Genomic DNA, 13,005 nt, shown 5'->3' with positions numbered 1-13,005 from the left:
CAACACCACCATCACAGAGGAGTTACCATGGCAAATTTAAGAGTCAGGCAGGCTGCCGAATACATCGGCCTGTCGAAGTCATTCCTAGACAAAGCTCGCCTCACCGGCACAGGTCCGGTCTTCGCAAAGCTTGGCGCGAGCGTGGTCTACTCCACTGATGACCTAGACACATGGGTCGCTTCCAGGCGTGTCGTCCCATCCAACGATAACCAGCGCATCGCGGCGAGGGCGGCCGCATGACCGACCGCTCCGGACAGTTCGCCCGGTTCCTCGTCGAAGAATACCGGGCCATCCCCACTCAACATCGGCTTTCAGTGATCCGTGATCGCTTCCCCGGCATCCCGAATGAGGAGTTCTTCCGGGCTTTCGAGATCGCAGAAGAGATCGCCGTCGCGGATGCGTTTGAGATGAGGGCGGCGTAAGTGTTTCCGGTGCGCAATAATTGCAGAGGGGAAGCAGTTAAACAATTTAACTGTTTCCGGTCGGTCAACTTGACCAAGAGGAAACACTTATGAGCCGAGGGCCCGGCAAGATAGAGCGAGCCGTGGAGGCTCTATTTCATGAGAACCCACGGCGCTCGTTCACCGGGGAAGAAGTCACGCTCGCGTGCTACCAGGGCATCAATAGACCAGAGAAAAAGCACCGCGTCTCGGCACTGCGGGCAGTGAAAAAGGTGGCCCCCAAGCTCCATTGGGGCGAAGCATTCATCAGCGGCAGTACAGGGTCAGTCATCTTCTACAATCTGCTCGACCTGCGCTCCTTCGCGGTCGGGCGTACGCGGGCGCATGAATATGGAGAGACCATCGTCACTGAGAAGCCGTTCGATGACATCGAGTCTCGCCGGAAAGTGAATGTGTATCGGCGCGCACTGGGCGTTAAAGAGTGGTCTGAAACCAAGACGATACACCGCAGTGCCGTACTCGATGAGGACCGCGCTATTGCCATGCTGCTCGGCGAGGATACCGGAACGTATTGGCGGGGTAAGCGCGATGAATCCAAGTGAGTCCGTACTGATGGCGCTTATCCTCTTGCGGTTGAGGCATATCGAATGGAGATCAGCGGCCAGGACGCGGCGGTCACATGGGAGGAATACAAGAAGCGCGTCAGAGTAGCGGTCTATGCGGCGCACAGCATAGTCGGTGAGATACACCCCGATTTTTTGTAACCCATCCCTCGGCCGCCATCTCCCACCGCTAGTTACGTAACAAGAGCCTGCCAAGGGCCGCCACCAATCCACCCACGGGAATCTTTTCCATTGCAGATCCTCAGTATTCGCCCGGCGTCGCCGGGTGGCGGGAGCGTTTGCGCCCGATTTGACGCCGAACTCGACAACGGAATCCGGCTTTACGACCTCAAGCTGTCAAGGACCAAAGGCGGCTTGCGGGTATTCGGCCCTCAGCATTTCGGAGGCGCTGCGGTGACCTTCCCGCCGGCCGTCGCAGACCAACTCGCCGCACTCGCCAGGGAGGCTGTCGCCCGTGACCCAGCCTGAAAAGATTGCCGACACTCTGAAGTATTGGACGCACAAGGTGGATGCGTTTCCGCATCCGGTTGCGCAATTTCGAATGTCCCAACTTATCGACTACGACCCCCGCCTGACTGAACCTGCCCGCACGGTCTACAGATTTCTTGTCGGCTGGTACATGAATAGCCAGGGCGACGCGCTCGCGTCGGTCCGGCATATCGTCGCCGCGATGCGCGGCCGTGCACCAGAAGGTGCAAAGCACCTGTCGCGGTCGGCCGTCCAGCGTGCGATTATCCTTCTCGTCGACAACAATTGGCTTACGCGCAAGGAACTTGGGAAGGGCCGGCGCGGCTCTCGGTATGTGCCGGTTGCAAACGTTCTTGAGCTTGCCGCGATGGGGCATTTACCCGGTAGCGTCCCGCGTCACCGGGACACTAATGACGATTCCGTAGCGTCCCACGCTACCGGGACAGCACTGTCCCACGCTACCGGGACACAAAGCGATTTAGCGTCCCACCTGCCGGGACAAAGACCCGACTACCTGTACCCGCCGACAGGCGCGGTTACAGGGAAGGAGGAACAAGATTGCCCCCCGCCTGCGGATGGCCTGCCGGCCACCGCGGCGGTGCAAGGTGGGATAGACGAACTCTACACCGCCTATGGTGTCCGCAAGGAATTCGCAGCTGCGCGGGCCGCATACGAAAAACTTGCACCTTCTGACGAACTGCATCGCGAAATGGTTAAGGCAGCCATGTCCTGGCGTCAGGCTGGAGGTGGCATCGAGCGGATGCACCTCGCGCGATGGATTCGCGAGGAGCGCTATCGGGAAGATCCAAAGGGCGAGCGCAAACAGAACGAGCCCATCAAGAATGACAAACCTTCCCAGCCTGGCGCCTTCACCGAGCGACGCGAGACGTTCACAATCATCGAGGCTTCTGTGAGCAGTGAGGATGGATCGCAGTGGCTCGACCTTGTCCTCACCGGTGAAAATGGCGTCGAAGACGACATGTCTATCTGCATCGAGTCGCACAATGAGAACGCTCAACAAAAAGGGCAAAACCTGCTTGACCGGATCGTATCGGCAACAGGTCTACCAACCGTCGACGACACGGGCGATCTCGTCGGCGCAAAGTTCGTCCGCGTCCTGCGCAGCAAGTTTGCTGAGTTCGAATACGAGCGGGTTGCCGCCAATGACAACGGGCCTTTCAATGACACAGTCATTGTCGACGACGCGCCATCAAAACCCAAGGTACGCCCCGTCATGCCTCGTTTCGCCGACATTGTGGCGCGGACCAAGTTCGAGGGCTGGGCGTCAAAAATTGGGACAGCCTACGATGATGATGACGATACGGAGGAAGCAGCATGACCACCACCGCCCCGTCAGACACCAACCGCCCCCACCGCGGCCGACGCATGTCCTGGGAGGAGTTCTACCGCTTGACCGATCGGAAGCCACCTAAGGCTGGGAACGACAATGAGAAGGTAGACGGCCTAACCCCACACCCATCGCGTCAGTCGAATTGTGCCGAGGCATGCTAACGTGGCGAGCACGGTTGCTAGTCCCCACAGGGTGCCGACAACCAATGAGTTGGGTAGATCAAACGGGCGGAAGCTAGGTTCAAATTTCATTGAGCCACTGCGAACCTCCGATATCTCTCGCGGAGAGACCCAGAAGTCGCGGCCGGTGAAGCAGATATCCTTTATGTTAATGTTGCCGAACTCGTTCGTTCGGGCGCGGAGAAGTTCGTCGCTTTCGCGGGCAGCACATTCATAACCCAACTGCATCTCAGCAGTCCGTGTGAGGTCGTCCAAATACCTCGAGTATACACCCCAAGCGTGCCAAGCAGATGCGGCAACGCCGACAAGGACGGCCAGACGAAGGCCGCGTAAAAACCAGGTGCGGTATGAAGTCTGCAGCATTTTGCCCCTCGCCAATCCACCATGCCAGCCAAGATGTCGTGAAGCAACGATCATGGCGTAGGGGTATCTCACACTCTAGGCCGCTCTGCTGCCCGGACCGGCGCCCTCTCATCGCGTTAGTGCAAATACAGGAATCCCTCGCGTGCGCGCGCAAGCGCGCGAGGGCCACCCGCCAGAAAAAATTGCCTTCCGCGCTTGCTGAAATGGGGCGAGCCGATTTTTATGTACTGAGCCACGCGGCAAGAGCCGCCAAGAAGAAGCCGCAAAGGCATGGTATTCTTCGCACTATTATCGCGGGCAACTGGCCAACGACAATAAGGACTGGCCGCTCGCCAAGCTCCTACGTGCCGAGAGCAACGACCATTGCCTCGCCCTTGCCGAACGTTACCGGGCCTTGTTCGACGCAGCCACCGACCCGACAGAGCTTGTCGGCCGCGATGCTAGCGACAACGTTTATGTCATGGCTGACCTTCGCCTCGATGAGTCCACCGGGAAGCTTGTCGACAAAGGCACCAAGAAGGTCGCAGGGAAGAAGGCGAGGCTGGATGAGCCGGCCACCCGCTCTGTCAAGGCAGACCCCGACAAGACAAAGAAGCGCGCCGCACCTGTGCCGAAAAAGTGGAATGGCGACTGGCCGCTGCTCAACAAGATTGACGCATGCCGTGAGCTTGCCGCTGCCCAGTCGGCGCTTGGCTTCTTACGGGAAGCTTTTGAAGACGCGGTTTGCCACGGCGAGACCCTTGAGGCCATCGGCAGGCGTCACGGTGTTGGCAACGAGGCTGGAGCAAAGGGCGGCGGTCGAGCGCTCGTCTATCTTGGCCTGCAAGCGGTGGACGCGTTCTGGACCAATCCAGCCCGCCGCGCATCGTAGGGTATACCCAATTCCAAATCCCAACGGGTAGGGGAGAGAGATAAACAAGGGCAGCTTAGGCTGTCCTTTCTGTTTCAGAGCTAGCCTATGACGGTGGACACACCCAAGGGCAGTATCCACCGACAATTCGCGCGAGAGTTCCGCTCTGTTCGCTCGCGCGTCTCAGCCCGGCTTTGGCCGGGCTTTTCTTTTTGCCCCCTCAATTCGCCAAATCCCAAAAACGAGGTTTGAAAATGCCATCCACCAATGAGGCCATTGGCGCCGTCGTGCGTCTTGGTTTCGACCCTGGCCGCGCCAAAGCGGTCGCGCGATCACTTACTGATGCAGGCACGCTACCGTCCGGCGGCCCAGGCAAATCGCCAGCCCTCGACATCAGGCACTTCATTGACCTGCTGATCGGTGTCGCTATCGACGCGCCGTTGCGGCTGGTCCCTGCGGCCGTACGCGGCTACCGTGCTCTGACACCTGGTGGTGCCGACCTGACCAACGCGCCAGGATCAATCGACACCGCCGGCATGGCGCTCGAAATCTGGGCGGCCATTGCTGTCCACGGCGATGCTGACGTGTTGCGCTGGGACAGGATCGAGATCGTTTCCTCGTGGAGCGAAATATCGATCCACACGCCAGACGGCATCCGCCGCTTTGTCCCGGTCGGGTCCAATGCAAGCCACTGGCAGGCGTCCGGTCACCGTAAATCCACCACACTCAATGGCGCGGCCCTAGTCGAAGCCATTCGCGAACTTTTCACCAAGGAATGAACATGGCCCTTCTGAAGAAATCTGTCCCGGCGACCGAACCGTTTCGCATCCCCACGCTGGCCGAGGCTGATGCTGACTATGCGGCCATGGAGGCGAAGCTGGCTGAGTTGAACGCCCAGCTTGCCGCAACCAAGGCCGAAGACCGGTCATTGGAACGGGACATCCTCGCTCGACCAGCACCGGGAATCCGGAGCGGCGTCGCTGAGCTTCTGGGTGACGCCGTCGACATCAGCCTTCATGGACGGCCTGCACGACTCCAAGATCTGCGTCGCAAGGCATCGGACATTGAGGCTGCCATCGAAATCATCCGCAGGCGCATGGCTGATCGGCGCTCCATTGCGTCGGTCGCGGCTTGCAAGGCAGTGCGTGATGAATACGGTCGCCGCGTTCGCGCCATCATCACCGCCCTGGAGGCGGTCGCAGCAGCTCGCGCTGATGCGGAGCAGATACTGGACGGCCTCGAACGCGAAGACGTTCAATATGGGTACCTACCACCGTTGCGGCCAACCTTCCTGGGGACCATCGGCGACGGCCATATTGACCGCTACATCCGATCTGCCACGGAGGCCGGCTATGTCTGATCTGGAAAAGGCGACCGAACGGCGAACGAAGGCCCCAAGGCGAATTCAGATGCCAGGCCGGACCGCACAGTACAGTTCGCGCGATCCGGTCGAGATAGCCAACGAACTTCGGGCCGGCTCACGGCTGGGCAGGCGTGAAGCGAAGCTGGCGGAGGCTGAACGAAAGCATGCCCGATAACACGATATCTGGGTACGCGGCGCGCTTTGGCGACGAGACAATCATTGCCAATTCATTTCGCGAAAAGCTGGCTCCGGGTACTTTTGCCCGGACGCTCAAGGAGCGGGACGTTGTGGCCCTACTCGACCACGATAGTGGTCGAGTTATCGGCCGAGCGTCTGCCGGCACGCTGACACTCCGCGAAGACCGCATTGGACTCTGGTTCAGCCTGGATGTCGACACCACGACACCTGAAGGGCAAACGGCACTGGGGACGGTGCGGCGGCAAGACATAAAGGGCTGCAGTTTTGGCTTCAACGTTCGCGTCGAGCGATGGGAAGATGGCGGCGATAGATTGCCACTGCGCATCATCGAAGACGTAGATTTGTGGGAGGTAACCCTCACAGCCTTCCCTGCATACCCGACCACCTCCGCCAGCCTGCGCAATGCCGACAACGCGGCCCGACGACTTCGCTCGAAGGCCCAGGCAGCCCATCGCCTGCGGGGTATCTCCTGATGCCGGTTGGTCAAGTGCTGATGACGTCACCGAAAGGCTTTGGGTTCATCAAGGGCGAGCCAGCCATCTACTTTCGCATGCGCGATGCAGATGGGACGCCTGTTCATGGTGAAAACGTCCGCTATGACATAGACGTGATCCATGGACGGCCCCGAGCGGTCAACGTGCGCGTGGTCGATTCTGCGGCGCTTGAGGAATGCGCCAGGGTGTTCGGCAAGGCATAGCCCCCGGGGGGTACTTCGGACTCTAACCGAGTGCCTTTCCTCGGACCGGCAGCCCCCCAACGCGCGCATTTCCCCAATTCAAAATATGGGGGTCAGTCCCGCGCCTTGTCGTCTTCACCCAGGACACCCAACGCCCACTCAATATATGCTCGGAACTCGGGGGAATGCCCAAAGAAGGCAAGCATATTTGCTGCATTCTGATGAATGACAGGCAAGGCCGCGCGAATGAATTCGGCGTTCGGGTCACCGCTCACTGCCGAGGCGGCCAACGCAGCTCCCGTGACGGTCGTGACGTTGATTTCCGTCCCGACAACAAGCTTTAGCAAGGAGACAACGCCATTTCTGACAATAATGTAAGCCGAGTACCCAACTCGGGTCGTGGTCCACCCGTACTCGTGAACATAGTCACGGACGGGCTTGTTCTGCTTGAGCGTCCGTGACTCGATCAGGCGTTTGTCGCCGGCAAATACCTCTAGGAGAGCGTTGCCTGGATCCGAGACAGCTTCCACAGTGGCGGTGTTCAACAGAAACTCATCCGCCTTCAGAACAAGATCGCGGCCCTCATCGAAGCCCATGACGAAGGCACCATGCAAACGAGTAATGCTTTGCAGCGCACCGGCAGTTTGGGGTTCGAGTGGTTCAGCGAGTGTGCGGTCTCGGTTTTGCTCGCGATAGGAATCTGCAAAACTCAGTAGAGCTCCACCAACAGACCACAATGCGACCACATCTATCTCGTCGGTGTTTTCATCGAGTATTGCAGCGTACTCACGGTAGGCCCCAACAATTTCGGGGAATTTGTTCTCTACCTTGGCCAGCATCGGCTCGGCGGCGACAACAGCCCGTTTCAATTGCTCATGGAGCCTTGATTGCCTCTCGATCTCATTTGCCTTGGGAAAGCTATGTGAGCCCGCAAGCTTACTGCCTTTGAGTTCGAAATTGGGGCCTTCGGTGATGGTTGGCTCGGGGGGCTTAGCTCCCGACGCTGTCAGTAACCATGCGCGCGGGGTGGTTCCGCCAAATGTGTCCACCCTGGATGAAGGATATGTGATCCGGAGTTTGCCACGCCCGTCGATTTCAGAAAGAGCTTTGTCTAGCTCAGCCGCAGTCCGACTCCATGTAGTCTGGTCGGTGTCGCGGTCGATCGTCGCGAAGGCGGTTTCCAGGTCGGCCAGCAGATCGTCTTCCACCCGCGGATTGAACTCCGCTTCGACAGCCGTGATGGCTTCTTCAAGTAGCAATGTCTGACGTTCGGCAATCGCGACTGGCGGCTGCGGTTTTAGCGCGGCGAGCTTCGCTGCAATAGTTGAACGCGCCTTGTCGTAGACGCGCGCGCGCATGGCCGGCGTGGTGTCGCCCATGCCGGCCAGCGTCTTCTTCAGAACCGCTACGAAGTCTGCCATCCAACCCTCACCACCACCCGCGAACACATATAATTCTAAGCTGCAAGAATTTCACCTGCGCGGCCATTTTCCTTTTCACGGAGACAAAATGAACAACTTCGACACCGCGACTTCTGCGGCGAACGCGCTCGTGCGCGAACTGCTCGACACCGGCATTCCGGCCGATGACGTCGCTGATGCGCTGATCACGCAGGCGTTGGCCGGTTGGGCTGCGGCTACGGACCGTCTGTCAGACGCCAAGGCGCTTTTGGCCACCTGGGCGGCAGTGAGGGACGCCGATGCCAGCCACTGATCTGGAGAGGCTGGTTGTTTCCCTTTCGGCCGACTTCAAGGCATTCGAGCGCGGCCTGGCTCGAGCACAGGGTGTATCAAACCGTCAGTTCGGTGCGATCGAGGCTCGAGCCCGTAAGCTGAACAGAAACCTCGACGTAATCGGCAAGCAGGCTGGCGGGTCGTTCATTCGTGGTTTCGGTGGTGCGGTCGCAGCCGGCTTCTCCGCTCAGGGCGTTAAAACGCTGCTTGATAGTGGCACCAAAATTCAAAATGCCCTGAAGGTCACCGGCCTTGCCGGCGAAGACCTGACGAAGACCTATGGCGCGCTGTATGAGGCTGCCCAGCGTAACGCCGCGCCGCTTGAAGGCCTCGCCACGCTGTACAGTCGTGTTGCCCTTTCCCAGAAAGAGCTGGGAGTTTCGTCACAGCAGATCGTCGGGCTCGTCGACAACGTTGGCAAGGCGATCAAACTGTCTGGTGGCGATGCGGCCCAAGCCTCTGGCGCACTGCTCCAGCTTGGCCAGGCACTTGGCGGTGGCAGGGTCCAGGCAGAAGAGTTCAATTCGCTCATTGACGGTCTCCCTGGCGTCCTGCAGGCAGCGGCGGCGGGCATCAGCGAGGCAGGCGGCTCAGTCGCGAAGCTGACCGCACTGGTAAAAGACGGCAAGGTATCGTCCAAGGCATTTTTCGACGGCATCGCCGCGGGTGCGTCGGTACTGGATGGCCGCCTTGCGACCGCCGAAGAAACAATCTCGGGCGGGTTTACCCGACTTCAAAACGTTCTTGTCGACACCGCCACACGCTTCGACGACTCGACCGATGCTAGCAAAATACTCGCCAACTTCCTCTCTGGACCACTGTCTAAAGCGATTCGCGAAGTCGGTGACGTATTCGTCGGCGTCGGCGAAGGCCCCATCGGGCAATTTATTGGCTGGGTCGGCAAGGCCGTCGATGCTGCTGTCCAGGCCGCGGCGGATCTTGGTGCAGCCACCGGACTCGATAAGATCGGCGGTAATCCATACATCGGGCCTGGGCGAATTCAGGACCGCATCGACGGGGCGTTCGATGGCATTGTTGGTCCTTCAAAGTCGCGAAATCCGGCAGGTGTTGGCGCTGTAGATCACCTCATACCGCGTCGAGAGCCAACCGAAATCACCATCACCGATCCGAACCGTGTGAAGAAGCCCATCACGCTCGCCGACTACCCAATCCTCGGCGACAAGGATGGCAAGACAAAGCGCACCCGCCAAGACGACTTTGCCCGCGAGGTCGAGCAGATTAGGGAGCGCACCGCGGCCATTAAGGCTGAGACCGTCGCAATGGCCGGCGTCAATCCACTGATCAATGACTATGGGCTGGCGATCGAGAAGGCACGCGCGGGGCAGGATCTGCTGACCGCAGCCCAGAGCGCTGGCATTGCCATTACGCCAGAACTGCGAGCCAAGATCGAGGAGCTTGCTGGCGCATATGCGTTGGCTTCCGTCGAGAGCGCCAAGCTTGCCGAAGGCCAGGACAGGGCAAGGGAGGCGGCGGAAGCACTTCGCGATGCTGGCACGGACATAATGGGCGGCTTCATCCGGGACATGCTTGACGGTAAGTCCGCCGCTGATGCCCTGGCAAATGCGCTGTCGAACATTGCGGATCGGCTCCTCAATTCGGGGCTGGACGCCTTATTCGGCGGAGGCAGCGCGGGCGGAGCGATCCTCGGCGACACCTTCTCTCTCAACATCAGGAGCCAGAAATGAGCGCTTTCTATGCTCTATGCCACGACGACCGAGTCGAACTCCTCACGGACGGCGCGCGATATCACGATGATGGCACGCTGGTCGAGATCTGCCGCAAGGTTTGGACATCGCCCTGTCTGCCATTGGCTGTCACAGGTCGAGGCGGTGGTGCCGTCGAGGCATATACCAAGGCCATCGTCGGGCTGAGCGCTTTAGGCACCTTCGATGATGTTATTGAAAGCGTTCAACGGCTCGTCACACGCAGCACCCGCTTCGATATTGCCGAACCGGCCGAAGTGGTGATCGCTGGCATCTCCGAGACCCGTGGCCCCTGCATTTTATATTTCGCGACCACTAACGCTTATGGCTTGGAGGGCTTCGAGCCGTTCGTGATCAGCGACGCGGGCCGCGAGTTCGGTGGGGGGGCGCCCCTGGAGCCATCCGAGGCAGAAGCAATCCGCAGCCGCGGTAGCACCCTCCGAGAGCTCGGCGTCGACCTATTCGAAGCAATGCGCCGCAAGAAGGGCAAGAACCCGGCTCGCCCTGACCTGCCGGACCACTACGGCATCGGCGGGCATGTGGACCTTACCGTGGTGTCGTCAGGTGGCTGTACGGTCGAGCGTCTTCACACCTGGGACGACGAGGTCGGCAAGCCGATCGATCCGTATGTGAATCTGGCGCCGCCCGCGGTCAAGCCGGTGCGGACGGGGATGGTGGGATAAATGTCGCAGTGAAGGTCAGTACATCTGAGGCGGGCGAATGCCGATAACGGGATCGCAAGTTGGTGACGGCCTGAGAGTGTGCAACTATTGAGGAGACCTAAGCTGCTCGGAGGGTATATTGAGGTCGTTAGTTCTCCTTTTGGCTATTTTCGTTTCTACGACATTCGCTGCTGCAAAGGCACCGCAGAAAGTCTACTGCGAGAGTGGCAAATGGCCCGGGACAAGCATCTTTTTCAAGAATAGCACTCCCGAAATTACGGACGATTCAGTCAGTCTGCCGGATACGCTGTACATTGTCTCGCCTGACAAGGGCTCCGCCACAATGACGGCCGACAACATCGAAACACCGGCATCCATCACTAACACGCACTACAGTCTTGTGTCTGTCTCCTATACGTATCGTGGCGTCTATTACACGGACACACTGTACGATGATGGGATGGTGATTTCTCAGCTAGCAAGAATATCTCTGCTTTCGGAGCCACTTGCCAGCACCTTCTACAAGCGGTGCAAGATCCTAGGATAGTCCCGAACTGTCGACGCTGCGCGGCCAGGGCAGGAAATTGTCGTCGTAGCGCCCTTCCTCCGAGAAGTAGTCCAGGACGCGCTGGCCCTCCGCCGTTTCGAACAGGCCGCACTCTGATAGCAGCCACCCGATCACTTGATAGGCTTGGCCGGACATTGCCTCGAGTTCTTCAATGCGTTCGGCGTCGCTCATTCGGCTCCATCCTAACTTGGTGTCAATCGCCTGCGGATAAACGATTGGCGATGACAATCATTAACATCCCTCGCCGAGAGCTCTACGACAAGGCCTGGGCCATGCCGCTCCAGAAGGTCGCGGACACACTGGATTGTGACTACTGGCGATTACGCTCTGCCATTATTGATGCCGGCATTCCCGTGCCACCAAAGGGCTACTGGATGAAGGTCGCCCACGGGAAGCCAATCCCCGAGCGTCCGCATCTTCTGGATCATCCAAAGGGCTACAAATCCGTCCCGTTGCGCGTAGGCATCGCTGCCGAAAGATCTGAAATCGCGGCCGGACGTTCACTTGTTCGAGAGATAGCTGGATCTCTTGGCGCCCTCAAAATTCCGACGCGTCTGGTCAACCCGCATCCCGCAGTTGCCGAAATAGCTGCAGATCCGTCTCGTTGGCCAATCTACCGAGAAATGCGCGCCGTCCTGAAAGAACCTCCAAGCGAATGCCTTCGGCGCGTGTTCCGTATCCTCAATGTTATTGCTCGTGCTGTCGAATCCCACGGATTTTCAGTTGCGCCGGGAGTTGATGGCGGTCTGATCGTCTCGTCTGACTATCGCGATACGAATATTCGCGTGCGGGAAAAATTGCGGCGAGCACCAATTTCGCTACCGAGAGCTTCAGATCGCTATGTGGACTTAGTAAAGCAGCGGCCAAGCGATGGCTACCAATTGCAACCGAGCGGTTTTCTGGAGATCCAGGTTTACCGTGGCAGGTGGGCTGAGGAGCCCAAGAACGATTTAGAAGACTGCCTCCCGCATCTTATCGCGCGTCTGCTCGCCGACCGCGAACGCGGCAAAGTAGAGGCCGCATCGGCCGCAGAGCGAGCACGGATTCGCCAGATAGAGGAGCGCAAGCGCGCGCGCGCCAAGAAGATAGCCGATCAAGAGGCGTTGGCTTTTGCAGGCTTCCTTGAGATGTCCTCTCGTTGGACGGTCACTGGCCAGGCGCGCACCTTTCTGGCCGCCATTCGAGCCGCGGACCACAGCGGAGCAAATGAGCCAATCCTTGAATGGCTCCAGGACAAGATTGACGCGCACGATCCTCTGCGCGCTGGTCCAGATCCGGTGCTTGATAAGCTGGCCGCCATTCGCAACGACATCGGAGAATGGTGCGACTTGGAGTAGGCGCCCAAGCGGCTACTGCGGCAGATTGCAATAAGCGATCGAATTGCCGCCGCTGTATGGAGATTTGATCTGCAGCGTCCACTGCCGCTTTGGGAAACGCATTCCCTTCGCAGAAAGCATCTCTGCCATGCCCTGGCAGGTTTTTCGAGCTTCGCCGCCAGTCATGTCCAGGTAAGCCGTGACGGTTCCGCTCCAGCCCGAGACTTCGCAAGGTTGTGTCGAAAGCCCCGCGCCATCAATTACCTGACACAGCCGATAGGCACTTTCCACGGCATCAGCAAATGCAGCCGACGGCGCAAGAAACGCAGCTAACGTTACAACGTACTTCATTGTGGATTCTCCCCCTATCCGCGCGACCTTATCGCGGGCGCGGCGAAGGTCAATCCTCGTCAGCTCGATCCCTCAATCTGACCCCGACACCCCCGTCAGTTCTATCGCCGTCATCCATCAGAATGACACCGTGGCGACGGAGGGCATTTCCAACTCGGATAACGGTATCTAGGCGCACG

15 protein-coding genes are annotated in these 13,005 nt (G+C 59.1%); 12 read left to right on the top strand and 3 right to left on the bottom strand.

Annotation, left to right across the window (positions count from 1 at the left end; translation table 11 throughout):
* The first annotated feature begins 236 nt into the window (after positions 1-236).
* The 8 genes from Amn_RS12315 (at position 237) to Amn_RS12280 (ending at position 6,493) form a co-directional block, all read left to right on the top strand.
* Positions 237-422 (top strand): hypothetical protein, encoded by a 186-nt coding sequence (locus tag Amn_RS12315; RefSeq protein WP_286297350.1) that lies wholly within the window; start codon positions 237-239, stop codon positions 420-422.
* An 89-nt stretch (positions 423-511) separates the two neighbouring features.
* Positions 512-1,003 carry a hypothetical protein gene (locus Amn_RS12310; RefSeq protein ID WP_286297348.1) on the top strand — a complete coding sequence of 164 codons (492 nt, stop codon included), beginning with the start codon at positions 512-514 and terminating at the stop codon, positions 1,001-1,003.
* A 475-nt stretch (positions 1,004-1,478) separates the two neighbouring features.
* On the top strand, positions 1,479-2,831 hold the full coding sequence (locus tag Amn_RS12305) for a hypothetical protein (protein ID WP_286297346.1): 1,353 nt from the start codon (positions 1,479-1,481) through the stop codon (positions 2,829-2,831).
* 948 nt (positions 2,832-3,779) lie between these two features.
* Positions 3,780-4,256, top strand: coding sequence for a hypothetical protein (locus Amn_RS12300; protein WP_286297344.1), 477 nt, complete (start codon positions 3,780-3,782; stop codon positions 4,254-4,256).
* 173 nt (positions 4,257-4,429) lie between these two features.
* The gene (locus Amn_RS12295; RefSeq protein ID WP_286297342.1) at positions 4,430-5,014 is read left to right on the top strand and encodes a hypothetical protein; all 585 of its coding nucleotides are present in this window, start codon (positions 4,430-4,432) and stop codon (positions 5,012-5,014) included.
* Between the two features lie 2 nt (positions 5,015-5,016).
* Positions 5,017-5,595, top strand: coding sequence for a hypothetical protein (locus tag Amn_RS12290; RefSeq protein WP_286297341.1), 579 nt, complete (start codon positions 5,017-5,019; stop codon positions 5,593-5,595).
* Between the two features lie 167 nt (positions 5,596-5,762).
* The gene (locus Amn_RS12285) at positions 5,763-6,269 is read left to right on the top strand and encodes an HK97 family phage prohead protease (RefSeq protein ID WP_286297340.1); all 507 of its coding nucleotides are present in this window, start codon (positions 5,763-5,765) and stop codon (positions 6,267-6,269) included.
* Positions 6,269-6,493, top strand: a complete 225-nt coding sequence (locus Amn_RS12280) for a S1 domain-containing protein (RefSeq protein WP_286297338.1) — start codon at positions 6,269-6,271, stop codon at positions 6,491-6,493. The genes Amn_RS12285 and Amn_RS12280 overlap by 1 nt, the downstream gene beginning before the upstream one ends.
* A 92-nt stretch (positions 6,494-6,585) precedes the next feature.
* Here Amn_RS12280 and Amn_RS12275 read toward each other — a convergent pair whose 3' ends face one another.
* Positions 6,586-7,893 carry a hypothetical protein gene (locus Amn_RS12275; protein WP_286297337.1) on the bottom strand — a complete coding sequence of 436 codons (1,308 nt, stop codon included), beginning with the start codon at positions 7,891-7,893 and terminating at the stop codon, positions 6,586-6,588.
* A gap of 88 nt (positions 7,894-7,981) precedes the next feature.
* Here Amn_RS12275 and Amn_RS12270 point away from each other — a divergent pair, with 88 nt between their 5' ends.
* From Amn_RS12270 to Amn_RS12260, 3 genes are read left to right on the top strand one after another with little or no spacing between them, the layout of a single operon-like run.
* Positions 7,982-8,185 (top strand): hypothetical protein, encoded by a 204-nt coding sequence (locus Amn_RS12270; RefSeq protein WP_286297335.1) that lies wholly within the window; start codon positions 7,982-7,984, stop codon positions 8,183-8,185.
* Positions 8,172-9,911, top strand: coding sequence for a tape measure protein (locus Amn_RS12265; protein ID WP_286297331.1), 1,740 nt, complete (start codon positions 8,172-8,174; stop codon positions 9,909-9,911). Before Amn_RS12270 ends, Amn_RS12265 begins: the two co-directional genes overlap by 14 nt.
* Positions 9,908-10,612 (top strand): hypothetical protein, encoded by a 705-nt coding sequence (locus tag Amn_RS12260; RefSeq protein ID WP_286297329.1) that lies wholly within the window; start codon positions 9,908-9,910, stop codon positions 10,610-10,612. Before Amn_RS12265 ends, Amn_RS12260 begins: the two co-directional genes overlap by 4 nt.
* A gap of 517 nt (positions 10,613-11,129) precedes the next feature.
* Here Amn_RS12260 and Amn_RS12255 read toward each other — a convergent pair.
* Entirely contained in the window at positions 11,130-11,330 is a 201-nt protein-coding gene (locus tag Amn_RS12255; RefSeq protein ID WP_286297327.1) for a hypothetical protein, read from the bottom strand.
* 44 nt (positions 11,331-11,374) lie between these two features.
* Between Amn_RS12255 and Amn_RS12250 the strand changes: the two genes are divergently transcribed.
* Positions 11,375-12,496, top strand: coding sequence for a hypothetical protein (locus Amn_RS12250; protein ID WP_286297325.1), 1,122 nt, complete (start codon positions 11,375-11,377; stop codon positions 12,494-12,496).
* 12 nt (positions 12,497-12,508) lie between these two features.
* On the opposite strand, the gene Amn_RS12245 is transcribed toward Amn_RS12250, so the two are convergent.
* Positions 12,509-12,826 carry a hypothetical protein gene (locus Amn_RS12245; RefSeq protein ID WP_286297323.1) on the bottom strand — a complete coding sequence of 106 codons (318 nt, stop codon included), beginning with the start codon at positions 12,824-12,826 and terminating at the stop codon, positions 12,509-12,511.
* Between the last annotated feature and the right edge of the window lie 179 nt (positions 12,827-13,005).

Source organism: Aminobacter sp. Y103A, assembly GCF_030294925.1.
GTDB lineage: Bacteria > Pseudomonadota > Alphaproteobacteria > Rhizobiales > Rhizobiaceae > Aminobacter > Aminobacter ciceronei.
The sequence above is the reverse complement of the archived record's forward strand: the minus strand, read 5'-3'. Positions and strand labels throughout refer to the sequence as shown.